We start from the raw sequence: 26,269 nt of genomic DNA, 5'->3' as shown, positions 1-26,269 counted from the left end.
TCAGGCGGGGTCTTGCATTTTCGGAGCACGTGGCGAAAGCTCGGCCCATGTTGCGTCTGGTTCTTCTGCCCGTTGTTCTTTTTTCCGTCAGTGCCTGCGCCCGTGGTCTGGCCCCTGGCGAGGCCGATTTTGCCCGCGTCCTGTTTGGGGACACGCTGGATCAGGGAAAGATTGTCGTGCAGTCAGGTGTCGGCCTGACGCCCCTGCCGAAAGATCCGAAGGCGGAGACGACCGGCGAAGCCCCCCCTCCATCAACCCGCCCGCCGGAAGGGATCTGCACCCGGGTGCCCAGCCCGCGTGACGGGTTCCAATGGCCCGCGGGCATGGTGCTTTGGAACCAGGTTTTGCTGAAACGCGACTTCTACCGCGAGGACATGATGGAGGGCTGGCCCCATGCCGTGCCGCTGCCTCAGGCGCTTCTGATGGCGCATGAGCTGGTGCATGTCTGGCAATGGCAGAACCGAGACCGCACCCACTATGATCCAGCAACATCCGGGTCCGAAAGCGTGCGCAGCCGTGACCCCTATTGGTACGTGCCCGAAGCCGACCGTGCGTTCCTGACCTACGGGTTCGAACAGCAGGCGGCGATGATCGAGGACTACGTCTGCTACACGATGTTCGAACCCACGGCCCCGCGCAGGGCCGAGTTGCGCGCGCTGATCCACCCAGTGCTGCCGCTGGACGATTTCGACGCGCGTTTGGGGCGGTAATCGGGGCGTACGCTGCACATGTGCGCTCGGTAGCCATCGACGACCTGACAGACGAGGCCTTCGAGCGTCTGCGCGCGCGGGCGGAGATGATGGGCGAGGAAGCTGCGACCGATCTGGCGTGAGACCCGTCCGTTCAGGCAACCGTGTCGCAATACCAGGCTTGGGTGAACGCCCGCCGCCAACAGGCGCTAGGCATTTCCCATTACGTCTGGCGAACGCGTGAGGATGCGCGGGTGCGGGCCGGTCACCGCAAGCACGATGATCAGGTCTTCGCCTGGGACAAGGAAACACCGCATGGCCATCCGGGTCATGATTTTGGTTGCAGATGCGTGGCCGAACCGGTGGTCGAAGGGAAGGAAGGTTGTCGCCCCCGCAACGCTGTGGCGCGTCAAATCCTCATGGATGCTGCCGGCGCGACCGGCACCGCCGAGGCGCTTTGGGATGCCGGTGTGGAGACCATTGAAGGTATCGGCACTGTTCTGAGTGGTGTCGGTGCGACCCTCGATTTTGCGGTGCTGGAACTGGCGGCCGCCCTGGGCCTTGAAGGCGAAGAAAACAGGGCGCGCCGCCAGGCGATTGAGGCGCAGATTGGCGAAGAACTTGCAAACTTGCCCGAACGTCTTGAGACGTTGCAAGCGGCGCTTGCCCAGACGCCGGAGCTGTTGTCCGCCTTCAACGACTATGTTGCCGCCGTTGAAAACAGGGTCTGGTTCACGCTGGACGCTTATCTGAAATGCGAAGCAACCGAGGCGGAGCTGGCCGAGGCGGTGCGCGAGCGGGCCTATCTGCGTACCCAGATCGCCATGACAGTGGTGCCTGCGGCAGGGGCGGCCCTGTCATTTCTGCGCGGGATCGCCAAGTCCCGGCTGCTGCGCGAGTTCATTGTGGATGAGAGCGGTGCCGTGCCTCTGGGCCGTGGTTTCCGCGCCGCCGCTGCCGCCCGCGCCAACTTGGCTGCAACCCGAAACATCACACGGATCACAGGCACCGGCATTACCCGGGCCAGGGGCATTCGCGAACAGGGCATCCCCTGGGAAGAGGCGCTGAACCGGCAGGGAGGCTACGGAAGGTGGTTCGGCCCGCGCCCCTTCCCGGTGATCGACTTTTTTGACCCCGTTACGCGCGTAGCCACAAGTGCAAAGACGCTGAACATCAACGCGCCGACCTATGTAAACCGGCCTCAAGCGATTTTTTATACGTTGAAGCGATATCTGGACAAACTGAAGGATTTTGAAGGCGACCGGTTCGAAGAGGTCACAAAGATTGAGCATAGGCAGCTTCGCCTCGCCATCCCGGAAGGCGCGACAGATGAACAACTCAAGGAGATCATCTATGCTATGGAATATGCGCAATCGTTGGAAGTCGACATGAACTGGGTAGTGGCACAATGAAGACAATTGATTTTCGGGAAACCGGGCAGATTTTTGACGAGAGTGATCGACCCACCCCGCCCCCGCCCCCCGAATGGTTCGCGGCAGGCACGATCCTGTTTCGCAAGTTCCTGATGGTCGAATCCATGGCCGTGTACCGCTCGAACTACCCGGACCCGCAGGGCGTGCAGCATATCCTGCCTGTCGATGCCAGCGACGCCGAGATCGGCGCGGCACTGCTGGACGCGCTGGACAAGAGCCGGTTTCTGACCCCGGATCAGCCGGAGTTCGACGCCTTCTTCGGCGATTGGATCGAGGGGCGCAATGACGATGCCTATGACGCGGGGTTGATGGAGGTGGCCGGGGTCAAGACCCGCGCGACGCTTTACCGGGGTGCGCGCTCGGTCGGGGTGCGGGCCGAGGGCGGTGACCAGATCCTGCTGACCGCCTGGCGCCGCCGTCGCGGACGCTGGTTCTCGGGCGATGGTGGCGGGCCGGTGGAAACCCTGCCACGCGACACCTCCCCCGAGGCGCTGGGCGCCGCCTGGCGCCGCGCGGTGGCCTTGGCGGGGGATTGAGGCGGTTCCCGATGGTGCGCTGACGCACGCCTGATTCTCCCCGCACAACGCCCCACCCCGGGCCGGGGTCCATGGGCGTTTGGCTGTTCCCTCCTGCGTGAAACCGACTCCAGTAGTCGTTTTTTCGCGAATTAGCGTCGGGCTGGTTTTGCGCGACCCTTGGCGATGCGCCATGTTTGAGCAGCACAAATTTTCCCACCATGTTCGCCAAGGGAGTCGTCCATGAAAACCAATGTCAAAGCGCTTGTCGTCGGCGGGGGCGCCGTCGGGACCTCGATCGCCTATCACCTGGCCAAAGCCGGCTGGGACGATGTCATGCTGATCGAGCGCGACGAGCTGACCTCCGGCTCGACCTGGCACGCCGCCGGTCTGCTGCCGCTGTTCAACATGTCCTACGCGACGACCCACATCCACGACTACTCGGTCAAGTTCTACAAGGAGCTGGAGGCTGAGACCGGTCTGAACGCCGGTTTCGCCGTGGTCGGCAACCTGCGCATGGCCCAGACCGACGAGCGCATGGATGAATACATGCTCTATGCCTCGACCGCTGACACCGTGGGCATCAACTACGAATTCCTGAGCCCGGAGCAGATCAAGGAGCGCTGGCCGCTGATCGAGACCTCGGACCTGAAAGGCGCGCTCTATCACACCGAGGATGGCTACATTAACCCCGCCGACGTGACCCAGGCCATGGCCAAGGGCGCCCGTCAGCGTGGCGTCGAAATCGTGCGCAAGATGCAGGCGGATGACTTCCACTGGAACGGCACCCACTGGGAAGTGACCTGCACCGTCATGGCAGAAAAGGGTGGTAACCTGATCGAGAGCGACGAGAAGGTGGTGATCACCGCCGAGCATGTCGTCACCGCGAGCGGAAACCACGCGCAGCGCACCGCCAAGATGCTTGGCATCAAGATGCCTGCCATCCCGGTCGAGCACACCTTCATCGTCATGGACAAAGACCCCGAGCTGGTCAAATGGCGCGAAGCGGGCAACCCTGAGCACCCCGTTGTGCGCGACGCTGACAACGAATCTTATGCCCGTGAGGAACGTGGCGGCTGGATCCTGGGCATCTACGAGCGTGGCGCGCCCGCCCGTTTCGAACATGGCGTGCCGGACAGCTTCCGTGCCGACCTGTTCCCGCTCGATCTCGACCGGATTGCTGATCAGTATATGGCGATGGCCGAACGCGTGCCGTCTTGTGCTGAATCCGGCCTGAAAGACGACTTCAACGGCCCAATCTGCTACACCCCCGACGGCAACCCGCTGGTGGGTCCGGCGCCGGGTCTGCGCAACATGTGGCTGGCCGAAGGTTTCTCGTTCGGGATCACCGCTGCTGGCGGCACCGGCTATTACCTCGCCCAGATGATGGTCGACGGTGAGGCCGAGATCGACATGGCTTCGCTTGACCCCAAGCGTTACAGCTCGAACTGGATGACCACCGAGTTCGCCGCTCGCAAGAACGAAGAATGCTACGAGCATGTCTACATCCTGCACCACCCGGACGAAGAACGCCCGGCGGCCCGCCCGCTGCGCTGCTCGCCCGCCTATGACCGTCAAAAAGAGCGCGGCGCGCAATTTGGCTGGGTCAACGGCTGGGAACGCCCGAACTACTACGGTCCGCTGGATGCGCCGGAGAACTTCGACGAGGAGGCCCGTTCGTTCCGCCGTGGTGGCTGGTGGCAATATGCTGTGGAAGAGGCCAAGGCGATCCGCGAGGGCGTGGGCCTGATCGACGCCACCGCCTTCACCAAACATGTGGTCAAAGGCCCGGGCGCGACCCAGTTCCTCGACTGGTTCACCTGTAACAAACTGCCGAAAGTGGGCCGGATCAACCTGACCTACGCCCTGACCTCGGCTGGTACCACCCGCACCGAATACACCATCGTGCGCAATGGCGAGAACAACTACTACCTCGTTTCCGCCGGGGCCTGGACCGAATATGACGCCGACTTCCTGCGCAAGGCCGCCGAGGACAAGATGGAAGAGTTCGGCTACATCGAGATCCAGGACGTGACCACCCAGTGGGGCGTCTTTGCCATCGCCGGGCCCAAGTCGCGCGATGTGCTGAACGAGGTGATTGTGGACGCCGACCCGTCCACTGCCCTGTCCAACAAGCGCTTTCCCTGGCTGTCGGCCAAGCAGATCGAGCTGGGCATGTGCCCGGTCAACGCGATCCGCGTGGCTTACACCGGTGAGCTGGGCTGGGAGCTGCACCACCCGATCGAGATGCAGAACTACCTGTGGGATCTGCTGACCAAGGCCGGAGAGAAACACGGCATGAAGCTGGTTGGCGCCCGCGCGCAGAACTGGCTGCGTCAGGAGAAGAGCTACCGCGCCTTCGGCACCGAATTGGGCCGCGACGCGACCCCGGCCGAAGCCGACCTGCCGCGCTTCATCGACCTTGAAAAGGATTTCCACGGCAAGGACGCCATGGTCGCCAAGGGCATTCGCGCCAAATGCGTGACCCTGCTGATCGACGGTCCGGACGATGCCGACCCCTGGGGCCGCGAGGCGCTGTTTGACGGTGACACCAAGGTGGGTCGCCTGACCTCGGGTGGCTATTCGGTGCACTTCGGAAAGTCGATCGGCATGGGCTATGTCACTCCGGAATTGGCCAATGTCGGCCAGAAGCTGAAGGTCAAGATCCTGAACCAGCTGTGGGACGCCGAGATCGTCGAGGACAGCCCCTACGACCCGACCAACGCAAACATCCGCGTGAACGGCTGATCCGTATCGAACCCTGCGAAAAGCCCTGCCTCGGCGGGGCTTTTCCTGTTTTGGGGCCTGCCATGCTAGGCTGGGCCTCCAAGGCATTGTCAGCGCGATTCTGCTGAACCCGCCCGTGGCGGTCTGATTCAGCACTCCCTGTGTCGTTTTCGCCTGTGACGACCGGTTGGAAATCGCGCTTGCTGAACACGGGTCTACCGACCCGTCATGAACTCTAGGAGGAGGGCCGAAATGATCATCTATCCCCTGATCGAACTGCAGGAAGGGCGCTGTGTCAGTCTGCACCGTGGTCGCACGGAAGAGCCGCAGATCTGGCATGTGGATCCGGTGAAGCGGGCCCAGGAATACGTCGAGGCCGGGGCCGAGGCGATCCATGTCACCGATTTTGATGCTATGTCCGGTGATGAGCGCAATGCCGAGTTGATCCGCGAGATCATTCGGGCCGTGCATGTTCCGGTGACCCTCGGCGGTGGTTTCCGTACCATGGAGCGGATCGAAGAATGGATCGACGCGGGCGTGGCGCGGATCGTGTTGGGCTCTATTGCGGTCTATCAGCCGGACATGGTGAAGGAAGCCGCGATGCGCTTTCCGGACCAGATCGTACTGGCGGTGGATGTCTGGGAAGGCCACGTGGTTGCGGATGCCTGGCGCAGCTCCTCGGCGATGGACCCGTCCGATTTCCTGAAAAGCTACGCCACCGACCCGCTGGCCGCCATTGTCATCACCGATATCGGCGCCGATATCGGCGAGGCGCTGGACAGCCTGGCGTTGGTCACCCAGCTGGCGGGCGAAGCCAATGCGCCGGTCATCGCGCGCGGCACCATCCGCGAGCTGGATGATGTCTCGCGGCTGAAATACGTGCCTTATGTCTCGGGAACGATCATCGGGCGGGCGCTGTTTGACCGGTCGATCGACCTGGGCGAAGCGCTTGAGCTGGCCCGTCCCGAGGTTGAAGAACGCGCAGCCTTCATTTGACAGCGCCGGAAGAATGAGCTTGGCCGCGTCCCGTATCGCGGCCAGCTCTTGAGCTCAGCGCTTGTCGCGTAGGGTCTTCAGATCGCTGCGGGTCAGGATGCCGTTCCCATCCACGTCCAGACCCTGCGCGATCGCCTCAATCGCCTCGGCGTATTCCGTCCGGGCGATCTTGCCATCACCATTGTGGCCGATCCGGTCGAATACATCCCTAGGTTCCGGTGCCTGGCCGCCGCCGCGGCGGGCGATGCGTGCTCCATCCGCCAGCTTCGCGTATTCTGCGGGGGTGAGTGCCCCGTCGCCATTTGCATCCACCTCGTCGAACCGGGCCGTCCGGACCGAGATGAACTCTCCAACGGTGACCTGCCCATCCTTGTTCAGATCGAACTTGGCCAAGGCTCGTGGCGCAGCTTGGGCGGGGAGGGCGGTGATCAGCCCCAGGGTGACAGAGAACGTGAGTGGAGAGATGCGCATGAGAGTGTCCTTTCTGGATGTGCACCCTCATACGCACGCGCTAGGCCATTCCGTCGCCTGTTTACGGGACTTCAATCCTCGGCAGTCTCGTTCAACTCCATATGCCCCTCGCCCTTCGACAGCACCCGGCGCAGGATGGGTTCGAAAAAGGAAAGGTTCTTGGTTGGATAGTCCGGATCGAAGGCGCATTGATCGTATTCGTGGCAGAAGTACCGGCAATCCTCCCAATAGGGGCTGTCGCGATACTTGTCGCGTGCGTTTCGATCCCCGCCTAGGTGGTGGTTGTAATACCAGCCCTGGAACACGCAGTGGTGCTTGAGGATCCAGTGCGTGCGCTCGCTGACATAGGGTTTCATCATCGCCGCAGACAGTTCGCCGTGATTGTAGGGCGACAGGATATCGCCCACGTCATGCACCAGGGCGGCCACGATCAGCTCGTCATCGGCACCGTCCGCCCAGGCCCGCGTCGCGGCCTGCAGACAGTGCTGGTAGCGATTCACAGGATAGGGGGTCCAATCCTCGTCCAGCGACCGGATCGCGTCCAGGATCCGGTCGGGCAGGGCGGCGTTATAGGCGTGTTCATATTCCATCACCGCAGCCCAGTCGGCGGGGGTGGCTTCTTCGAAACTGGTCCAGGTTGGCTTGTGGCTTTTGTCCAGCATGCGCTTCTCCATTGTTGGTTGGATCAGGGTACGGATGTGTTTGTGATCAGAAAAGAGAATTGAATTGATTGCTGTGATGCGAAAAACTGCTCACATGCAGATTGATGCGCTCGAGACTTTCCTGGCCATTGCCCGGGGCGGCAGTTTCCACGCCGCCGCCCGGGAGCTGAATGTAACCCAGACTGCAGTGTCCGCCCGGATTCGCACGCTTGAGCGCGCGCTGGGCGTGAGCCTGTTCGATCGTGGTCCGGCAGGCGCACGGCTCAGCCCGTCCGGGCAGCAGCTTCTGCCCCATGCCGAACAAATGCTGCGCAGTTGGGAAGCAGTGCAGAACGGGCTGGCGGGCAACCGAGCCGCCCTGCGCCTGGGCACGCAGTTGTCGATCTGGGACGGGGTGCTGGTGGACCTGGCCGTCTGGCTTGAACAGGCGCAGGGGCAGGTGCCGCTGACGCTGAATTTCGACCATAGCCTGGACATGGGCGAGGCCGTGCGCGCGGGGCTGCTGGATGTCGCCCTGGTCCCGGAGCCTGCCGCAGGGCTGGGTGCGGAGCGTTTGGCGGATGAGGAACTGGTGCTCGTGTCAGATCAGCCGCGTCGGCTGGGCGAGGGGCGGCCGCTGTTCATCAACCTCGAATTGGGCGCGGCCTATACGGCCGGGTGGCAAGCGGTGATCCCGACCGAGGCGCGCCAGCATATCGTGCTGGGGTCCGCACGGATGGGGTTGGATTACCTGTTGAAACGGGGCGGGATCGGTTATTTCCCGGCAGCCATGGTGGCCGGGGTGGCGGGGCTGTACCGCGTGGCGGAAGCCCCGAAACTGCACCTGCCCTGCCACGCGCTCTTCGCACGTCGTTCAGGGCAGATGGCGTCTGTGCTGGAGGGCCTGTCGGCGCTGCGCCAAGCGGGCGCCGCTCAGCCCCTGGCGGAGAACTCGTCGTAGCATTCCAGCGCCTTGGAGGCATACATCAGCCCCGGGCCGCCGCCCATCTGGATGCACATGCCCAAGACGTCGGCGACCTCGTCGCGAGTGGCACCGGCGCGGATCAGTGCGTCGATGTGGAACATGATGCAGGGCTCGCATTTGGTGGCGACGGCGATGCCCAGGGCGACGAACTCCTTGGTCTTGAACTCGACCACACCACCTTCCTTCACCGCCTTTCCGACACCCTGAAAGGCCTTGGCGGCTTCGGCATTGGCGCCGTTCAGCCCGCGCACCTGGTTCTTGAGGGCGTCGAATTTGTCGTTCCAGCTCATCGCATTGATCCTTTCGCTGTGCAGGTTTCGCGAGAGCAAAAGCACAGGCGACAAGGGCGATCCTTGATCAAGATCATTTCATTTGAAGATTTGCATGTTGGCGTGGCAAGAGCTGCCGCTTGCCTTTCCGCCCCATGCGCTGCAGCCTGCGTTCATGACTGAGAACAACCAGCCCCTCGCCGGTGCCTGCCACTGCGGCGCGGTGCGTTTCACTGTTAGCCGCCCGGAGTTTGCAGTCAGCTGCAATTGCTCGATCTGCCGCCGGTACCGGGCGCTCTGGGCGCATTGCCCGCCCAATGAGGGCAGTATTGAAGCCGCACCCGAAGCCCTGCGCAGCTATACTTGGGGCGACGGGGATATCGCCTTCAACAGCTGCGCCACCTGCGGCTGCCTGACTCATTGGAGCGGAACAAAGAACGACCGCTTTGCGGTCAACCTGGCCATGGTAGACCCAGCCGCGCTGGACGGGCTGCGCATTCGCCACTTCGACGGGGCGGATAGTTGGGAGTTTCTCGACTAACAAGCCACGCCCCTGCGAAACGATCTCGCAAGGGCAGCGAATGTCAGCTTTCCCAGGTGGTATAGCCGATCCGCATTGTGCGCCCGGAATAGCCGTTCACGCGGAACTGGCTGATGCGTCCTTCGCTGGTACGCACACAGACATAGGTGCCCACGGTCAGCCGGTTCATGTCCACCGGGCGGGTTGAGAAACCGGCCCTGCTACAGCCATTGAAACCACGGTTCGACCCGTCGCCCACGGCGATCTGCGCCCCATTGCGCGGCACCAGACGGCGGGTGGTGCTGTTGACTACGCGGTACCAGAAATCTGCTCCTGCGGTGGTCAGCTCGCCTTCGTCCAGGTCGAACATCCAAGTGCCGTCGACCGACAGCGGTCCGGTCGAATAGGTCACCGGGCGTGCCGGTTCGGGTTCCGGGCGCGGCGGGGTCGGATCGCCACCACCGCCCCACCAGGTGGTGTAGACGGCGAGGGAGGAAATCTTGTTGTCGACCAGCGGCCCAAGCCCCGGGGTGTCCCCGCTGACGACCCAGCATAGCCCGCGCTGGCCCGGTTCCGTGCAAACGCGCGCGCGGGCCTCACCTTCGATGCTGATGGCACTGATACGGTTGTTGAACCCGTTGTCCAGCCGATCGAACCGTCCGCCGCCAAGACAGAAATGGGCACCAGAGAACCCGGCCCCGTCATAGAAACAGGCCAAATCGGTGCTGGGGGCGGGCAGCGGGTCAGTTGGTGGTTCCGGGTCGTCACAAACCACGCTCAGACGTGGGCGATCCCCGTCAAAGCGCAGCTCGAGCCGACAGTCCCGTCCGGTGCCGCGATCCGCCGGAGCGGTCTCAAGATACCCGGAACTGACCCAGCCGTTTGGGCCGTCATGGTCCACGTAACACCAACGGTCCCGCTGGCATTCAATCACTTCGACCAGCTCACCAGCGCGCAGCGTATCGATCACGCCGTAACTGGTGCCGGGTCCGGTACGCACGTTCAGGTCGACCCGGGCCACGGCATCGGTGGCTTGTGCGCCCTGGGCCAGGCAGAAGAGGGCAATCCCAGCGGCCAGCAGGCGTGTGGGCCCGGGGCGGCGGGCGAGGTGGGCAATCGGTCTCATGGATCCTCCCAATCCGGGAGCAGGGCGCAGGTCCCGGCCCCCAATCGCTATGCGTTGATGGAAAACGGCTTTCCTCAGCCTAACCCCGGTGACATGGGGCCTGTCAAATTCTTCGCGCGGGCACGGTGAAGGGAATGCAAACGCGTGGTTTGCAGCTTTTTCATGGCGGAAGGATTGGGAAGGAGGGATTTGGTGGAGCCGATCGGGATCGAACCGACGACCTCGTCATTGCGAACGACGCGCTCTCCCAACTGAGCTACGGCCCCATCGGGGGGCTATTTGCCCCCGCGGGCCCGGGAAGTCAAGCAGTTGTCGCGACTTAATCGGGCATTTTCGCGTTGGACTTGACGAAGGCCTCAATCGCATGGGCGGGCATGGCGCCAGCCTGACGCGCGACCTCGCGGCCGTTCTGATAGAGGATCAGCGCGGGGATGCCGCGGATGTTGTTCTTTTGCGAGACTTTCGGGTGATCCTCGGTGTTGATCTTGGCGAAACGCGCGCCCGGGGCGAGGCTTTGTGCGGCTTGGGAAAAGGCTGGGGCCATGGCGCGGCAGGGGCCACACCAAGGCGCCCAGAAGTCCACCAGCAGCGGGGTCTGGTCCATCTTTGCGGCCTTGGCCAGGGTCGCCGGATCCAGCGCCCGCACCTTGCCGTCATTCATGCGCACCCCGCAGGTGCCGCATTTCGGACCGGCGCCCAGCTTGGCCACCGGCACACGGTTCACCGCGCCGCATTCCAGGCAGGTCATCTTCACGCTGTCGGCCATCTGGCGCCTCCGTTCTTGAAGTATTTGATTTTCCGCATATAGGGCGGTCGATCCCGCCCGGCAAGGGTCAATACCCGGCGGCGCGATCCACGAGGTAGAGGAACGGCTCGCCCGCCTCACCACGGCGGATGTTCTCGGCAATGACCTTGGCCGCGGTGCCAGGCCGGGTTTCCGAGGCGATGTGTGGTGTGACCGTCACGTTCGGCTGCGCCCAATAGGGGTGATCTGTGGGCAGGGGCTCGATACGAAAGACGTCCAGCGTGGCGTGGGCGATATGCCCCGTGTTCAAAGCGGCCAGCAGGGCGTCGTCGTCGATCAGCTCGCCCCGGCCGGGGTTCACGACTCGCGCGCCCTTGGGCAGTTTGGCAAGGGTCTGGGCATTCAACGTGTTTTCCGTGGCAGGTGTGGCGGGCAGGAGCAGCACGAGAATCTCGGACTGCCCCAGGACCGCCTCGAGCCCCTCGGCGCCGTGGTGGCAGGCGATGCTGTCTACGGATTTGGGCGAGCGGCTCCACCCGGCCACGTCGAAGTTCAGCGCGGTCAGGGCCCGGGCGCAAGCGGTGCCCAGCTCGCCCAGCCCCAGGATGCCGACCTTACGGTGGCGGGCCAGCGGCGGGATATGAACCTGCCATTCGCTGTCCTGACGGCAGATGTCCTGATCCATATCGAGGTGATAGCGCAGCACATGGCCGGTGACCCATTCCACCATGCCCTCGGCCAGGCCCTCGTCGACCATGCGGGTCAGGGGCTGTGTCAGGGTTGCATTGCCGACGATCTTCTCGACCCCGGCCCAGAGGCTCAACACGCCCTTTGTGCGGGTATAGGGCGAGAAATCTGTGACCGGCCCGTTCGGGGCGTAGACGATGTAATCGACCTCGGCTGGGGGCAGGTCGGTCGAAAGGGTCACGTCCAGCCCAGCCTTGGCAAAGGCAGTCCTTAGGGGCGCCTCATAGGTATCCCAGCGTTCCGGCCGGGCGGCGAAAAGCACGTTGATCATTTGTCCCTCACAAAAGGCTTATTTCTGCCTGGCCCTATGCACATGGGCCGATTGCACCAGGCCGAAACCCAGCAGCAGCACCAGCATCGCCGACCCGCCATAGCTGACCAGCGGCAGCGGCACGCCGACCACCGGGGCCAGCCCCATCACCATCGCCATGTTCACCGCAAAGAACAGGAAAAACGTCATCGCGATGCCCAGGATCAGGAGCGACGAGAACCGGTCGCGGTTCTGCAGCGCCGAGACGACGCAGAAGAAGATGATCAGCACATAGAGCGCCAGCAGGCTGGCGGCGCCGACGAAGCCGAATTCCTCGGCCAGCGTGGTGAAGATGAAATCCGTGTGCTTTTCCGGGATGAAGTTCAGCCGCGACTGCGTGCCCTGCATGAAGCCCTTGCCGGTCCAGCCGCCGGAGCCCAGTGTAATCTTGGATTGGGTGATGTGATAGCCCGCCCCCAGCGGGTCGCTGGCCGGGTCCAGGAAAGTGTCGATGCGCCGGTATTGGTAGTCGTTTAAGAGCTGCCATTCCGTGCCCTTGGACAGGATCACGGCGCTGACCAACCCGACGCCGCCGCTGATCACCACGGCGAAGTACCACAGGCTGACGCCCGCCAGCAGCATGATCGTTCCGCCCCCCGCTACCAGCAGGATCGAGGTGCCAAGGTCTGGCTGGCGCAGCACCAGCGCGGTGGGGATGAGGATCAGGATCACTGGCAGCGCCACCCACAGCGGACGCGAAACCTTGTTCACGTCCAGCCAGTCGTAATAGGCCGCCAGCATCATCACCATGGCGATCTTCATCAACTCGGACGGTTGCAAGCGCATGAAGCCCAGGTCGATCCAGCGCTGCGCGCCCATGCCGGTGGCGCCGACGAATTCGACCAGCACCAGCAGGACCAAGCCGACGATATAGGCCACCCCGGCCATGTTGCGCCAGAACCAGATCGGCACCATGGCGGTGATGAACATCAGGACCAGCCCCAGGGCGAAGCGCTCCATCTGCGGGCCGGCCCAACGGTCGAAATTGCCGCCCGCCACGGAATAGAGCATCAGGAAGCCGATGCCGCAAACCGCCGAGATCAGCAGCACCAGAACCCAGTTGATGTAGAGTACCTTGCGCAGGCCGGTGGGCACGTATTTGACGTTGTATTCAAGGTAGCTCACGACCGGGCCCTCCCCTCGGTCGGGGTTTGCGGTTCGCGCAGATCGAGCTTTTCGAAGCGCGAACGGATCGTGCCGCGTTGCGAGGATGGGTAGGCCGACAGGGGCGGTAGCGTGTCGAAATGCGCCTGCAACAGGATGTCGCGCGCGATGGGGGCGGCGGCGGTCGAACCACCCCCGCCATGTTCCACCACCACGCTCACCGCGATGCGCGGATTGTCAGCCGGCGCGTAGCAGACGAAAAGCGCGTGGTCGCGCCGTTCCCAGGGCAGATCCTCATTGCGGGTCACCCCGCGCGCGCGTTCGGCTGCCGTGATGTTGCGCACCTGGCTGGTGCCGGTCTTGCCTGACATGCGCAGGCCTTCGGCCACCACGCGGGAGCTGCCCGCGGTGCCGCGCGGGGCGTTCACCACCTCGTACATGCCTTCACGGATGACGGCGAGGTGTTCGGGATTGATCCCCTCGAGCCGCGTGGCGCCGCGCACCGGGGCCTCGACACCGTCGACGGATCGGATCATGCGCGGCTCGATCGCATTGCCTGAGGCAATGCGCGCGGTCATCACGGCCAGCTCCAGAGGTGTGGCCAATACGAAACCCTGGCCGATCGAGGCGTTCAGACTGTCGCCCACCACCCATTCGCCCTTGCCGCTTTCCAGCTTCCAGGACTTGGTCGGCATGACCCCGCCGCTGACCCCGGTCAGGGGCAATTCGTGGCGGGTGCCCAGGCCCAGACGGCGGCCCATCTCGGAAATCCGTTCGATCCCCGCCCGCTGTGCCAGCTCATAGTAATAGACATCGCAGCTTTCGCGCAGCGACTTGGCGAGGTCGGTGCGCCCGTGGCCTGCGCGTTTCCAGCAATGGAACTTGCGCCCGTGCAGCTCCGTATGGCCGGGGCAGTTGATCTTTTCGTCCGGGGTGATCAGCCCGGCCTCAAGCGCGGCCAGCGCCGTGACCATCTTGAAGGTCGAGCCGGGCGGGTAAAGCCCGGAGGCGGACTTGTTGTAGAGCGGGCGATAGGGATCTTCGTTCAGCGCCTTGTAGTCGGCGACCGAAATGCCGTGCACGAACTTGTTCGGGTCATAGGTCGGCGCCGATCCCAGCGCCAGGATGTCGCCAGTGACAGTGTCCATTACCACCGCCGCCGCGCTTTCCCCCGCCAGCCGCGCCTGCACGAAGTTCTGCAACGCGTGGTTCACCGTCAGCTGCACATTGGCGCCCTGAATGCCCTCTTCGCGGCTGAGCTCGCGCATGATGCGGCCATAGGCGTTCTTTTCCACCTCGCGCGTGCCCGCCTTGCCGCGCAGGTTGCGTTCGACCTTGTTCTCGATCCCGGTCTTGCCGACCTGGAAACGCGGTAGGCGCAGCAGCGGGTCCTGATCGTCCAGGCGGCTGAGGTCATAGTCCGACACGCGGCCCACATAGCCCACCACATGGGCGAAGTCCGTGTCCAAGGGATAGACGCGGGATAGCCCGACCTCGGGCCGGATCCCGGGCAGGGCAGGCGCGTTCACGGCGACGCGCGAGAGCTCTTCCCAAGTGACGCGGTCGGCGAGGGTGATCGGGTCGGCGGGCTTGCGTTTGGCCTCGTCCAGCGCTTCGGCCAGGTCGCCGGGGTCAAGATGCAACAGGCGGCTCAGATGGGCGGTGACGGCCTCCGCATCGCCCACGTCCTCGCCGACCATGACCACGCGGTAGGTCTGTTCATTGCCCGCCAAGAGCACGCCCTTACGGTCGAAAATCAGCCCGCGCGCAGGGGGGATCAGTTCGAAGGCAATGCGGTTTTCCTCGGCCAGGGTGCGGTAGCGATCTGCCTGGTCCACTTGCAGGTAACGCATGCGCCCCAGAAGCAGCCCGGCAAAGCCCAGCTGCAACCCGCCCACCAGCAGGCCACGGCGCGAGATTAGGCGCACCGAGCGTTCGGTATCCTGAGGTGAGCGCCTCATGTTGCCGCCTGCCTGCGCATGGCCTCGGCTTCTGCGGCGGTGATGCGGCGCACACCGAATAGCACACCTGAGAGCACGACCACGACCGGGTAGATGGCTACGGTCATGAGCAGCCGCAGGACCGACAAGCCGAAGCTGACTTGATCGACAAAGAACAGGCCCAGCACCATGCGTTCGATCACCAGGACGGCGGCCAGGGCACCGGAAACCATGGCCCACTCCACAGCAAAGGGCAGGTCGCGCATATGCGTTTCGCGGCGGCGCAGGAACTCTAGAGCCAACACGACCAGGGCCGTGTGCAGCCCGGGCGGGCGCTGAAACAGCATGTCGGTCAGCAGGAGCACGAAGGCGACCAGCAGGACCGGCACATAATCCGGGCGCCGCATCACCCAGGCGGTGCAGAGCGCTAGGATCACATCTGGTCCCGGAAAGCGACTGGGGCCGGGTTCGAGCGGCAGCAGACGGGCGAAGATCACCAGCGAACAGAGTGTGAGCAGCAACAGGGCATAGAGCCAGCGATGCAGGGTCAGCCGATCGATCATTCCTCGGCCTCCGCCATTTCGGGCTCCGGTTCCACCGGCTGAGGCGGCAGCGGGTTGGTGACAACCAGGGCGCCGGGATCGGTCACCGCCTCGGTGCCATGGCTGCGCAGCACGCGCAGGAATTCGAGCCGTTCGTAGTCCGCCGCTAGACGCACCCGCAGGCGCCGGTCGCTGCCTTGTGCAACATGGCCAACCAGCAAGCCTGCCGGGAAAACGCCTCCGTCACCCGAGCTGACCACCCGGTCGCCAGGCCGCACAAGATCGGGCAGTTCGATGAAGTCGATCGGCGGGAAGATCGTATTGTCCCCGACCATCAGCGCGCGCTGGCCCGAGGGCTGGATCATCACCGGAATGCGTGAGTTCGTATCGGTCAGCAGGATCACCCGGCTGGTCTGGCTGCCCACGCCGGAAATCCGGCCCACCAGGCCAATTCCGTCCATCGCCGCCCAGCCATCCAGCACTCCGTCGCGCGCGCCGATGTTCAAAAGCACGGACTGGCGGAAGGGCGAGCCGCTGTCGGCCAGCACCACGCCAGACACATAGGACAGGCGCGCATCCAGCCGCACGTTGTTCAGGTCCAGAAGGCGGGCGTTTTCCTGCTCCAATTGGGTCGCGGCCTCTTTCCAGGCCTTCATCTGCTGAAGCTCGCGGCGCAGTTCCTGGTTCTGTTCGTAGATGCGCGCGTAGCTCTGAAAGCCTTCGATCATCTGGGTCACCTTGGTGACCGGCACCAGCGCCCATTCGAAGCTGGGCACCACCTTGTCAACGAGGTTCGCGCGCAGCCGTTCCACGCGCGGGCTGTCGATGCGCCACAGCAGGAACAACCCGATCAGGAACAGCACCAAAATCCCGACCAGGATGCGCCGGATCGGGCGGGTGTATTCTTCGCTCTGTCCGCGGTCGCGTGCCATCGGGCCTCCCGCCTCGGAAAATCAGGTTGGGATCAGCTGTCGTAGTCGATCACGTGGCGCAGCTGCTTTTCATACTCCAGCGCCTTGCCAGTGCCCAGAGCCACGCAATTCAAGCTTTCGTCAGCCACGGAAATCGACAGGCCGGTTTGTTCACGCAGGGCCAGGTCCAGCTCGCCCAGCAGCGCACCGCCGCCGGTCAGCATGACGCCGCGGTCGACAATGTCGGCGGCCAGATCGGGGGGCGTAGTCTCCAGCGCGGTCATCACAGCCTCGCAGATTTGCTGCACAGGTTCGGCCAGCGCTTCGGCCACCTGGGCCTGGGTGATATCGGTTTCCTTGGGCACGCCGTTCAGCAGGTCGCGGCCGCGGATCTGCATCGAGGCGCCGCGCCCGTCGTCGGGCATGCGGGCGGTGCCAATCGAGGTCTTGATGCGCTCGGCGGTGCTTTCGCCGACCAGGATGTTCTGCTGGCGACGCAGGTAGCTGATAATCGCCTCGTCCATGCGGTCGCCGCCGACACGGACCGAGCGCGCATAGACGATATCGCCCAGCGACAGGACGGCCACCTCGGTGGTGCCGCCGCCGATGTCCACGACCATTGAACCGGTCGGGTCGGTGATCGGCATGCCCGCGCCAATGGCCGCGGCGATGGGTTCGGCAATCAGGCCAGCGCGACGGGCGCCAGCGCTCATCACCGAAGTGCGGATCGCGCGTTTTTCGACCGGGGTCGCGCCGTGGGGCACGCAGACGATGATTTTCGGTTTCGAAAACGTGGTGCGTTTGTGGACCTTGCGGATGAAGTGCTTGATCATCTCTTCAGCTGAATCAAAGTCGGCAATGACCCCTTCGCGCATTGGGCGGATCGCCTCGATCGAGCCGGGCGTGCGGCCCAGCATCAGCTTTGCGTCCTCGCCCACGGCGAGCACCTTCTTCTGACCGTCCTTCACGTGATAGGCGACCACTGAAGGTTCGTTCAGGATGACCCCTTTGCCCTTCACATAGACCAGCGTGTTCGCCGTCCCCAGGTCGATCGCCATGTCCGATGAAAACAAGCCCGCAAAACCCGCCATATGCCGCATATCCCGCTGTTCAATAGCCAAAAGGTCCGCGACTCCCCGGGCGCAGACCGTGCGTCGTTATAGGCGGGGGCGGGTTTCAGGAAAAGGGGCAAGGGCGGGGAAAGCGGCACCTTTCCGCGCATAGGGCAGGGTGTAAGACGCTGAAATCAGACTCATTTGTGGGGATTATGAAATCAGGGGTGAATTATTGACCCAATGACCGGCGGGAAATGTTCGAAAAATGGAATCGGATACCGATTGCACTTTTCCACCCAAAAAGACGAAAAGCGCAAGGCTGTCCCGCGCTTTTCGATGATTTTCAAACCCGTTCTGTCGGCGCTCAGACCGCTTCCGGCTTGGTCTTTTCGCGGCGCACCAGCAGGTTGTTCAGCGCGTTCACATAGGCCTTGGCGGAGGCCACGACCGTGTCCGTGTCCGAGCTTTGACCGGTAACGATCTTGCCGTTCTCCTCCATGCGCACCGACACGGTGGCCTGGGCGTCAGTGCCCTCGGTCACGGCTTGCACCTGGTAGAGTTGCAGGCGGGCCTCGTGCGGGAACAGCGCCTTGATCGCGTTGAAGGTTGCATCCACCGGCCCGTCGCCGGTGGCGGTCTTCTGGTGGTCCTTGCCGTCGATCTCCAGCGTCAGGTCGGCCGATTGCGGTGCCTCGGTGCCGCAGATCACGCGCAGGAACTTGACCTGGATGCGGTCGTTGGCGGCGTCGCTGCCATCGGTCATCAGCGCGATCAGGTCGTCGTCGAACACCTCTTTCTTGGTGTCGGCCAGTTCCTTGAAGCGCACGAAGACATCCTTCAGCTGGTTGTCCCCCACGTCAAAGCCCAGGTCCTTCAGCTTGGCATTCAGCGCCGCGCGGCCCGAGTGTTTGCCCAGGGGCAGAGAGGTCCCGGCCAGGCCGATATCCTCGGGGCGCATGATCTCGAAGTTTTCGGGGTTCTTCAGCATGCCATCCTGGTGGATGCCGCTTTCGTGGGCAAAGGCGTTCTTGCCGACGATGGCCTTGTTGAACTGCACGGCAAAACCGGACACCTGCGCCACGCGGCGCGAGATGTTCATGATCCGTGTCGTATCGACCTGGGTCTGGTAGGGCATGATGTCGTTGCGCACCTTAAGGGCCATCACGACCTCCTCCAGCGCGGTGTTGCCGGCGCGTTCGCCCAACCCGTTGATGGTGCATTCGATCTGGCGCGCGCCCGCCTCGACTGCGGCCAGGGCGTTCGCTGTGGCCATGCCCAGGTCGTTGTGGCAGTGGGTGGCGAAAGTGATCTCATCCGCGCCCGGCACGTGTTCGATCAGCATCTTGATCAGGTCGGCCGATTCACGCGGCGCGGTGTAGCCCACGGTATCGGGGATGTTGATCGTGGTGGCACCGGCCTTGATCGCGATCTCGATCACCCGGCACAGGTAGTCATGCTCCGTGCGCGTTGCATCCATCGGCGACCATTGCACGTCATCGACCAGGTTGCGCGCGTGGCTCACGGTCTCGTGGATCAGGTCGGCCATCTCGTCCTGGGTCAGGTTCGGAATGGCGCGGTGCAGCGGCGAGGTGCCGATGAAGGTGTGGATACGCGGCTTGGCGGCGTTGCGCACGGCCTCGGCACAGCGGTCGATATCCTTGAAGTTCGCGCGGCTCAGACCACAGATGGTCGAGTTCTTCGAATTGCGGGCGATCTCGCTCACCGCCTGGAAGTCGCCTTCGGAGGCGATCGGGAAACCCGCTTCGATGATATCCACGCCCATCTCGTCCAGCATCTCGGCGATCTCGAGCTTTTCGTCATGGGTCATGGTCGCGCCCGGGCTCTGTTCGCCGTCGCGCAGGGTGGTGTCGAAGATCAACACGCGGTCGGATTTGGAATTGGTCATGTCCTGGATCTTTCGTTGTTCTTAGCCGTTGGGGATATGGCGCGGAGGGCGGGCATCCTCTGAGCGGTCGCGCCGAACGGCACGCTCAGAGGCGGCTAAGAAGAAGCAGCGCGTTCAGGCCCGCGAAAGCGGAAGCCGGAATAGGGATATGCGTCTGCGGTGCCATGGGCGCGACTATAGCCGCGGAGGCGCAGAGTTAAAGTCCTTTTTTGTCGCGCGGGGAGCGTGTGGGATCGTAGCTCTCGCGGGCATTGCCCGGTGTCACCCTCAGCGCTTTTGGCAAAGCCAAAAGCGCTGCGCCCAACGAGAGGCGATCATCTTTGATGATCAACGATAGGCGGGAGCGCCCCGTTTGCAGACAGAACCCCGGCGAGGTGGCGGCTCAGTTCGAGCCGCCCTCCTCCTGTGTACCTTCGGTCAGAACCCCTGCTTCCCAGGTGCCGGACGCGCGCGTGCCATTGGCATAGATAACCTCGCCCTGGCCGTGGCGTTTGCCGTCCAGGAAGCTGCCCTGGTAGACGTCGCCGTTCACATAGGTCTCGACCCCTGCGCCGGTCTTGGCGCCGTCCAGCCAGTCGCCGTCATAGGAGTAACCCTCGGGCGTGGTTAGCTTGCCTTTTCCATGGCGTTGGCCCGCCTTGAACATGCCTTCGAAGACCGAACCGTCGGCAAAGGTCGACTTGCCTTCGCCCTCGGGTTGGCCTGCGACCCAGCTGCCTTCCTGAACGTAGCCGTCCGGGTAGGTCAGCTTGCCCATGCCCTCGAACGTTGCATTGGCGAAGCTGCCCTCGTAGGAGGCGCCATCGGCGAAGCTCGCCTTGCCGTCACCCTGGATCACGCCGCCGACCCATGCGCCTTCGTAGGTGCCGCCATCGGCATAGGCGATGCTGCCCTGGCCATCGGCCACGCCGCCGCGGAATTGGCCGGTATAGGTCGAGCCGTCGGGATATTTCACCACGCCCTGGCCTTCCATGACGCCAGCCACCCAGCTGCCCTGGTAATCGAGCCCATCGGCCCCAATCAGGTGACCTTCGCCGTGGCGGCGGTCAGCCTCGAAATTGCCTTCGTAGATATCGCCATTGGCATAGACCAGGCGCCCCGCGCCGGTGCGTTCGCCGTTCGAGAAAGCGCCGGTGTAGACATCGCCATTGGATTGGGTCAGCACGCCCTGGCCTTGCATGCGCCCGCCTTCCCAGGTGCCGTCGTATTTCATCCCGTCCGGGCTGCTCAGTGTGCCGCGCCCGGCGCGTTCGCCTGCGATCATGCCGCCTTCGTAGGTCGAGCCATCGGGGAAAGTGGTACGCCCCTGGCCCTCGCGTTTGCCCGCGACCCAGTCGCCTTCATAGACGTAGCCCGAAGGCGCCTCCATCCGGCCCTGTCCGTGGTGTTGGGCGTCGCGGAAGCTGCCTTCGTATTTCACGCCATTGGCATAGATGCGCAGGCCCACGCCATTGATCGCGCCGTCTTTCCAGTCGCCCTCATAGGTGCCGCCGTCGGCGAAGGTGATCTTGCCAAACCCGTCGGGCTTGCCCTTGACGAAACTGCCTTCATAAACCGCGCCGGAGGGGAAGCGGGCCACGCCTTGGCCGCGAATCTCACCCTCGATGAATGATCCGGTGTATTCGTAGCCCGAGGGCAGGCGCAGGGTGCCCTCGCCGTGCTGCAGCCCGTCCTTGAACGTGCCTTCGTAGATGCCGCCATTGTCATATTCATGCACGCCGCTCGGCCCGTCGTCGGTCTGATCCTGCGCCATGCCCGGCGTACCGATAGCTGTCAGGCCCGCGGCCACCACGGCGGCTTTCGTCCACCCCTTCAGATGCGACATGTCCATCCTCACCCTGATTGATCTTTCGGCGCTTGGCTGTCTGGCGCGCCCGTTGGCGTCAGCCTAGGTCAGAGCGCGGGACGAAACAACGGTTTTCCCGCGCCTTGGGCGGGCTGCCTCTTTCCCCTCGGCGCAAACCCGCTATATCTGGCGCGAGCAGAGGATGTATGCGCATGACTGACACGTTTCGCCTGACCCTGGCCCAGCTGAACCCGACCGTGGGGGCCATTGCGGCCAATTGCGACAAGGCCCGGGCCGCCTGGGGCGAGGCCCGCGCGGCCGGAGCAGATATGATCGCCTTTACCGAGGCATTCGTGACCGGGTATCAAACCCAGGATCTGGTCATGCGCCCGCAGTTCTTTCGCGATGCCATGGCGGCGGTCGAAGCGCTGGCGGTGGACTGCGCCGACGGGCCGGTGATCGGGATCGGCGCGCCCTTCTTCGATGGCTGCGACCTCTATAATGCCTATCACATCCTGTCGGGCGGCAAGATCGTGCACCGGGTGCTGAAACAGCGCCTGCCGAATGACACGGTGTTCGATGAGGTGCGCCAGTTCACCTCGGCCGCGCCGCAGGGCCCTTATTCGGTTGGCCCGATCCGCATCGGCACGCCGATCTGCGAGGATGCCTGGTATGCCGATGACGTCTGCGAGACGCTGGAGGAAAGCGGTGCCGAGTTCCTGCTGATCCCGAACGGGTCGCCCTATTTCCGCAACAAATACGACGTTCGCATGAATCACATGGTGGGCCGCGTGGTCGAAACCGGCCTGCCGCTGATCTATCTGAACATGGTCGGCGGGCAGGATGACCAGGTCTTCGACGGCGGGACCTTCGCGCTGAACCCGGGCGGGGAGCTTGCCCTTCGCATGCCGGTCTTTGACGAGGCGCTGGCCCATGTGGACCTGACCCGCACCGATGACGGCTGGCGGATGGACAAGGGCGATCTGGCCCCGCTGCCCGACGAATGGGAACAGGACTACCGCGCCATGGTGGAAAGCCTGCGCGATTACTGCGGCAAGACCGGTTTCGGCAAGGTACTGTTGGGTCTGTCCGGCGGGATCGACTCGGCCATCGTCGCGACCATCGCCGTGGATGCGCTGGGGGCCGAGAACGTACGTTGTGTCATGCTGCCGTCCGAATACACCTCGCAGGGCTCGCTGGATGACGCGAGGGATATCGCGACCCGGCTGGGCTGCACCTATGATTTCGTGCCGATCAGCGAGGGACGCCAGGCGATCACCAATACGCTTGCCCCGTTCTTCGAGGGACTGGAGCCCGACATTACCGAAGAAAACATCCAGTCCCGCCTGCGGGGCCTGTTGCTGATGGCGCTGTCGAATAAAACCGGCGCGATGCTTTTGACCACCGGCAATAAGTCCGAGGTCGCTGTGGGCTACGCCACGATCTATGGCGACATGTCGGGCGGCTACAACCCGATCAAGGATCTCTACAAGTCTCGTGTGTTTGAACAGTGCCGCTGGCGCAATGCCAATCACCGCAACTGGATGGCGGGGCCGGAAGGGGAGGTCATCCCCGTGTCAATCATCGACAAGCCGCCCTCGGCCGAGTTGCGCCCGGATCAGAAGGACGAGGATTCGCTCCCACCCTATGACGTGCTGGATGCGATCCTTGAGGGGCTGATCGACGACGAGAAATCGGTGTCCGAACTGGTTGCGGAGGGCTTCGACAAGGCAGTGGTGAAGAAAGTCGAACACCTTGTCTTCATCTCGGAATACAAGCGTTTCCAGTCCGCGCCGGGTACCCGTCTGACCAAACGCAGCTTCTGGTTGGACCGCCGTTATCCGATCGTGAATCGCTGGCGGGACATGTCTGGGGACGCGGGCTGAGGTGTGTCGCCCACTCTCGCTTCACGCGAAACGTTTGGCCGCGAGTGGACCTTCCGACCGATCAGGTCAATGGTGAAGGTGACGCAATCAGGTCCTGCAGGTTGGCCCGATGGTTTGGCCAATGGGTCAGCACCGCATCCTGATCGCGCAGAACCCGCACCGTGCGCAGCTCGTCAGGCGATATCGCTTCGAACATGCGCGCCATGCCGTAGGCCAGATCCCCCGGCGCCCAGATGATGGTAAGCTGGGGCACGCCGTCCCGGGCCGGGTGGAACAATGCGTTCATCCGAGCGACGGTGCGAGACATGCGTGAATAGTTGAGCGCGGTGCCGGTGACCCTGCTGAGATCGACGAGGACCGACAGCCCGTCCCTTTCTGCGCGCAAACGGGCGACGTCACGAGACGAGGCAACCATCTCCGCGCCGGTCATCTGCCCCTCGTAGCGCAGGTAGATTAGGGGACCCTGGTCGAACAAATGGGTTGAGGTAGGCACGATACCAACTCCAGTACATTTACTAAATAGCCGAAATATACGTGATTTTCGTGCCAATGTCATGAGCCGGTGGCAGTGATGCTACCGACGTGATCCGCGTCACAGCTCATCCAGAAGCTGGTGCGCCTCAGTGATCCCGGCGCGTTCCAGCTCAGCCGCCGCCTCGTCTCGGGTCTGTGTCAGGATCGGTTTGAAACGAATGTCGTCCGAGGTCAGGCTTTCGAACATGCGGGCCATGCCATAGCCAAGATCCCCGGGCGCAAAGATCACCATGCACACCGGATATCCGTGTTTGTCGAATAGCTCCTGGTACTGTCGGACGATATTCAACATTCCGACCATCCCAAAATCCACAGCGTTGGTGGTTCGCATGTCGATCAATTCAACCAACCCGGCACGGTAGGCTGGATCGGTAACAAGGGCAGCCCGCGTGCGCAGTACTTCGACGCTTCCGAGAATGCCGTCAAAGCGGATGTAGACTAGGTTTCGCGGCTCGATGATCTGGTACGTGGCAGGCATGGGCATTTCCCCCTGTAAGAAACCTAATGCACCAAAAAGTTGAATCAACCTATGCTTTAAGACACGTCCGATGTCTGGTTGCCCATCAGATAGCGTGGGCCGGAGCCAAGCTGCCGTGCGCCGTCGTCCGGATTGTAGAGCTTGCAGCGTTGCAGGCTCAGACAACCGCAGCCGATGCAGCCGTCCAGATTGTCGCGCAGGGCTTCCATGGCGGTAATGCGCCGGTCCAGTTCGGCGCGAAAGCCGCGGGCCAGTCGTTCCCAGTCGCGTTTGGTCGGGGTGCGTGCCTCTGGCAGTCGGTCGAGCTGGGCCCGGATTTCGGCGATGGTGAAACCCAGTTGCTGGGTAATGCGCACGAAGGACAGGCGGCGAATGTCGGCGCGATGAAACTGCCGCTGCCCGCCCACCGTGCGGATTGGGCGCACCAGGCCTTCGGTTTCGTAATAGCGGATGGCCGAGACAGCAAGGCCGGTGCGCTCCGCCATCTGCCCGATTGAAATCATGCCCTTCTGTGTCATTTCGAATTGCCCTTGACCTGAAGTATACTTGAGCAATTAGAACCTTCGAATCAAGGCAATGCAAGAAGGAGAGTTCAATGGCATACTTGGAGCACGTGAATGTCACCGTGGCCGACCCCAAACGCACCGCGGCGATGCTGTGCGAGTTGTTCGACTGGCATGTTCGCTGGGAAGGCTCGGCGAAGAACAATGGTTATACGGTCCATGTCGGCAGCAAGGACGCCTATGTCGCCGTCTATTCCGTGGGCTCGGACGGTCCTGCGGTGGACAGCTACACGACCCTGGGCGGGTTGAACCACATTGGCGTCGTGGTTGATGACATCGACGCTGCCGAGGCCAAGGTCAAGGCGCTGGGTTTTGTCCCGCACAACCATGGTGACTACGAACCCGGTCGCAGGTTCTATTTCGACGATGCGGATGGGATCGAGTTCGAGGTGGTCAGCTACGCTTGAGCGCGTGCTTTTGGCTGATGTGGCCCTGCCAGCAGTTCGGCGATGCTGCGTTCGGGACGCCCCAGGCGTAGCAGGGTTTCGGCCTCGCTGCGCAATACTTCCACAGGAGGGCCGTCCGCGAGTTCAACGATGCTTTCGAACATACGGGCCATGCCGAAGGCCACGTCATTGTCCGCCAACAGCAGCTCTTGCGCGGGCGGGCCATAGATCGCATGCAGCTTGCCCAGGCGATAGATCATGTTCGACATGGTGCGATAGCTCATGTCGAACTCGACAATTTCACGAAGGTCGATCAGTTCCGTCGCCTTTGGCGCGAAATTCGGGTCAGCGGCATAAGCTTTGGCAGCTCGCACGACATGATCCGCGTCGACCACGCCCGTGTAATGAACATAGGTGAGCATCTGACCTGGCAATATCTTGTAGGAAATCGGCATGGGGCCTCCTTGGGTCAGCAGGGTCCAAGTTAATTGACCTAGCGTCAAGTGAAGTTTTCGGACAGGTTGCGTGTCGCATTTTGCAAAGGCATGCTGAGGCATGAGCGCAAACAAGACCCAACCCACGTCCGAATCGGTCCAGGCTTTCCTGGACACGGTGCAGCCAGAACGTCGCCGCAGTGATGCTCAGGCGTTGGACCGGTTGTTTCGTGAGGTGACCGGATTTGAGCCGGTGATGTGGGGGCCGTCCATCATCGGCTACGGTGCCTATCATTATGTCTATGCATCTGAGCGAGAAGGGGATTTCCTTGCGACTGGCTTTGCCCCGCGTAAGTCGGCCCTGTCGCTCTATATCATGCCGGGGTACCAGGATTTCGGCGATTTGCTGGACCGGCTCGGCAAGCACAAGCACGGCCGCGCCTGTCTTTACATCAACAAGCTTGCGGATGTGGACCAGCAGGTGCTGGCCGAACTGATCCGCGCTGGTCTGGACGGGCTGGATAAGATCTGGCCGGTGCGCGCCGCGCCCTGACGTTTGCGGAACACATG

27 protein-coding genes and 1 tRNA gene are annotated in these 26,269 nt (G+C 63.1%); 10 read left to right on the top strand and 18 right to left on the bottom strand.

Annotated features, from left to right (window positions below):
• Nucleotides 1-47 precede the first annotated feature (47 nt).
• The 5 genes from ACO07D_RS02565 to ACO07D_RS02545 all read left to right on the top strand — a co-directional run bounded on the left by ACO07D_RS02565 (nt 48) and on the right by ACO07D_RS02545 (nt 6,360).
• The gene (locus tag ACO07D_RS02565) at nt 48-710 is read left to right on the top strand and encodes a hypothetical protein (protein ID WP_421701377.1); all 663 of its coding nucleotides are present in this window, start codon (nt 48-50) and stop codon (nt 708-710) included.
• Between the two features lie 143 nt (nt 711-853).
• Complete coding sequence (locus ACO07D_RS02560; protein ID WP_421701376.1) at nt 854-2,101, top strand: phage minor head protein; 1,248 nt, start codon at nt 854-856, stop codon at nt 2,099-2,101.
• Nucleotides 2,098-2,658 carry a contact-dependent growth inhibition system immunity protein gene (locus ACO07D_RS02555; protein ID WP_421701375.1) on the top strand — a complete coding sequence of 187 codons (561 nt, stop codon included), beginning with the start codon at nt 2,098-2,100 and terminating at the stop codon, nt 2,656-2,658. Before ACO07D_RS02560 ends, ACO07D_RS02555 begins: the two co-directional genes overlap by 4 nt.
• A gap of 222 nt (nt 2,659-2,880) precedes the next feature.
• The gene (locus ACO07D_RS02550) at nt 2,881-5,385 is read left to right on the top strand and encodes a GcvT family protein (RefSeq protein ID WP_421701374.1); all 2,505 of its coding nucleotides are present in this window, start codon (nt 2,881-2,883) and stop codon (nt 5,383-5,385) included.
• Between the two features lie 231 nt (nt 5,386-5,616).
• The gene (locus ACO07D_RS02545) at nt 5,617-6,360 is read left to right on the top strand and encodes a HisA/HisF-related TIM barrel protein (protein ID WP_421701373.1); all 744 of its coding nucleotides are present in this window, start codon (nt 5,617-5,619) and stop codon (nt 6,358-6,360) included.
• A gap of 54 nt (nt 6,361-6,414) precedes the next feature.
• Here ACO07D_RS02545 and ACO07D_RS02540 read toward each other — a convergent pair whose 3' ends face one another.
• Both ACO07D_RS02540 and ACO07D_RS02535 read right to left on the bottom strand, forming a co-directional pair.
• The gene (locus ACO07D_RS02540) at nt 6,415-6,831 is read right to left on the bottom strand and encodes an EF-hand domain-containing protein (protein ID WP_421701372.1); all 417 of its coding nucleotides are present in this window, start codon (nt 6,829-6,831) and stop codon (nt 6,415-6,417) included.
• Nucleotides 6,832-6,902: 71 nt separating this feature from the next.
• Nucleotides 6,903-7,493, bottom strand: a complete 591-nt coding sequence (locus ACO07D_RS02535) for an HD domain-containing protein (protein WP_421701371.1) — start codon at nt 7,491-7,493, stop codon at nt 6,903-6,905.
• A gap of 94 nt (nt 7,494-7,587) precedes the next feature.
• Between ACO07D_RS02535 and ACO07D_RS02530 the strand changes: the two genes are divergently transcribed.
• Entirely contained in the window at nt 7,588-8,433 is an 846-nt protein-coding gene (locus ACO07D_RS02530) for a LysR family transcriptional regulator (RefSeq protein WP_421701370.1), read from the top strand.
• Here ACO07D_RS02530 and ACO07D_RS02525 read toward each other — a convergent pair.
• On the bottom strand, nt 8,406-8,747 hold the full coding sequence (locus ACO07D_RS02525) for a carboxymuconolactone decarboxylase family protein (protein ID WP_421701369.1): 342 nt from the start codon (nt 8,745-8,747) through the stop codon (nt 8,406-8,408). The two genes, ACO07D_RS02530 and ACO07D_RS02525, sit on opposite strands and share 28 nt — an antisense overlap.
• A gap of 154 nt (nt 8,748-8,901) precedes the next feature.
• On the opposite strand from ACO07D_RS02525, the gene ACO07D_RS02520 reads away from it, so the two are divergent.
• Nucleotides 8,902-9,267, top strand: coding sequence for a GFA family protein (locus ACO07D_RS02520; protein ID WP_421701368.1), 366 nt, complete (start codon nt 8,902-8,904; stop codon nt 9,265-9,267).
• A gap of 43 nt (nt 9,268-9,310) precedes the next feature.
• Here the strand turns inward: ACO07D_RS02520 and ACO07D_RS02515 are convergent, their stop codons facing one another.
• The 11 genes from ACO07D_RS02515 to ACO07D_RS02465 form a co-directional block, all read right to left on the bottom strand.
• Nucleotides 9,311-10,372 carry an SH3 domain-containing protein gene (locus ACO07D_RS02515; protein ID WP_421701367.1) on the bottom strand — a complete coding sequence of 354 codons (1,062 nt, stop codon included), beginning with the start codon at nt 10,370-10,372 and terminating at the stop codon, nt 9,311-9,313.
• 190 nt (nt 10,373-10,562) lie between these two features.
• Nucleotides 10,563-10,638, bottom strand: a tRNA-Ala gene (locus tag ACO07D_RS02510).
• Nucleotides 10,639-10,691: 53 nt separating this feature from the next.
• Nucleotides 10,692-11,138 (bottom strand): thioredoxin TrxC, encoded by a 447-nt coding sequence (gene trxC / locus ACO07D_RS02505; RefSeq protein ID WP_421701366.1) that lies wholly within the window; start codon nt 11,136-11,138, stop codon nt 10,692-10,694.
• Between the two features lie 67 nt (nt 11,139-11,205).
• On the bottom strand, nt 11,206-12,135 hold the full coding sequence (locus ACO07D_RS02500; protein ID WP_421701365.1) for a 2-hydroxyacid dehydrogenase: 930 nt from the start codon (nt 12,133-12,135) through the stop codon (nt 11,206-11,208).
• 18 nt (nt 12,136-12,153) lie between these two features.
• Nucleotides 12,154-13,299 carry a rod shape-determining protein RodA gene (gene rodA, locus ACO07D_RS02495; protein WP_421701364.1) on the bottom strand — a complete coding sequence of 382 codons (1,146 nt, stop codon included), beginning with the start codon at nt 13,297-13,299 and terminating at the stop codon, nt 12,154-12,156.
• Nucleotides 13,296-15,239, bottom strand: a complete 1,944-nt coding sequence (gene mrdA, locus ACO07D_RS02490; RefSeq protein WP_421701363.1) for a penicillin-binding protein 2 — start codon at nt 15,237-15,239, stop codon at nt 13,296-13,298. Before mrdA ends, rodA begins: the two co-directional genes overlap by 4 nt.
• Nucleotides 15,236-15,781 carry a rod shape-determining protein MreD gene (locus ACO07D_RS02485; protein WP_421701362.1) on the bottom strand — a complete coding sequence of 182 codons (546 nt, stop codon included), beginning with the start codon at nt 15,779-15,781 and terminating at the stop codon, nt 15,236-15,238. Before ACO07D_RS02485 ends, mrdA begins: the two co-directional genes overlap by 4 nt.
• Entirely contained in the window at nt 15,778-16,692 is a 915-nt protein-coding gene (mreC, locus tag ACO07D_RS02480; RefSeq protein ID WP_421701361.1) for a rod shape-determining protein MreC, read from the bottom strand. Before mreC ends, ACO07D_RS02485 begins: the two co-directional genes overlap by 4 nt.
• Before the next feature lie 32 nt (nt 16,693-16,724).
• Entirely contained in the window at nt 16,725-17,762 is a 1,038-nt protein-coding gene (locus tag ACO07D_RS02475; protein ID WP_421701360.1) for a rod shape-determining protein, read from the bottom strand.
• 328 nt (nt 17,763-18,090) lie between these two features.
• The gene (locus ACO07D_RS02470) at nt 18,091-19,632 is read right to left on the bottom strand and encodes a 2-isopropylmalate synthase (RefSeq protein ID WP_421701359.1); all 1,542 of its coding nucleotides are present in this window, start codon (nt 19,630-19,632) and stop codon (nt 18,091-18,093) included.
• Between the two features lie 382 nt (nt 19,633-20,014).
• Nucleotides 20,015-21,457, bottom strand: a complete 1,443-nt coding sequence (locus ACO07D_RS02465) for a 2-isopropylmalate synthase (protein WP_421701358.1) — start codon at nt 21,455-21,457, stop codon at nt 20,015-20,017.
• A gap of 173 nt (nt 21,458-21,630) precedes the next feature.
• Here ACO07D_RS02465 and ACO07D_RS02460 point away from each other — a divergent pair, with 173 nt between their 5' ends.
• A complete protein-coding gene (locus tag ACO07D_RS02460; RefSeq protein WP_421701357.1) occupies nt 21,631-23,304 on the top strand; it encodes an NAD+ synthase in 1,674 nt (557 codons plus the stop codon).
• A gap of 61 nt (nt 23,305-23,365) precedes the next feature.
• On the opposite strand, the gene ACO07D_RS02455 is transcribed toward ACO07D_RS02460, so the two are convergent.
• From ACO07D_RS02455 to soxR, 3 genes are all read right to left on the bottom strand, one after another.
• Complete coding sequence (locus ACO07D_RS02455) at nt 23,366-23,797, bottom strand: hypothetical protein (protein WP_421701356.1); 432 nt, start codon at nt 23,795-23,797, stop codon at nt 23,366-23,368.
• Between the two features lie 99 nt (nt 23,798-23,896).
• Nucleotides 23,897-24,316 (bottom strand): hypothetical protein, encoded by a 420-nt coding sequence (locus tag ACO07D_RS02450; RefSeq protein ID WP_421701355.1) that lies wholly within the window; start codon nt 24,314-24,316, stop codon nt 23,897-23,899.
• Between the two features lie 56 nt (nt 24,317-24,372).
• Nucleotides 24,373-24,834, bottom strand: a complete 462-nt coding sequence (gene soxR / locus ACO07D_RS02445) for a redox-sensitive transcriptional activator SoxR (RefSeq protein WP_421701353.1) — start codon at nt 24,832-24,834, stop codon at nt 24,373-24,375.
• A 77-nt stretch (nt 24,835-24,911) separates the two neighbouring features.
• Between soxR and ACO07D_RS02440 the strand changes: the two genes are divergently transcribed.
• Nucleotides 24,912-25,286, top strand: a complete 375-nt coding sequence (locus tag ACO07D_RS02440) for a VOC family protein (protein ID WP_421701352.1) — start codon at nt 24,912-24,914, stop codon at nt 25,284-25,286.
• Here ACO07D_RS02440 and ACO07D_RS02435 read toward each other — a convergent pair.
• On the bottom strand, nt 25,277-25,720 hold the full coding sequence (locus ACO07D_RS02435) for a hypothetical protein (RefSeq protein WP_421701351.1): 444 nt from the start codon (nt 25,718-25,720) through the stop codon (nt 25,277-25,279). The genes ACO07D_RS02440 and ACO07D_RS02435 overlap by 10 nt on opposite strands.
• Before the next feature lie 100 nt (nt 25,721-25,820).
• Between ACO07D_RS02435 and ACO07D_RS02430 the strand changes: the two genes are divergently transcribed.
• Nucleotides 25,821-26,252, top strand: coding sequence for a DUF1801 domain-containing protein (locus ACO07D_RS02430; protein WP_421701350.1), 432 nt, complete (start codon nt 25,821-25,823; stop codon nt 26,250-26,252).
• Nucleotides 26,253-26,269 lie beyond the last annotated feature (17 nt).

The organism is Aliiroseovarius sp. (genome assembly GCF_965228805.1).
Lineage (GTDB): Bacteria > Pseudomonadota > Alphaproteobacteria > Rhodobacterales > Rhodobacteraceae > JASBTN01.
The sequence above is the reverse complement of the archived record's forward strand: the minus strand, read 5'-3'. Positions and strand labels throughout refer to the sequence as shown.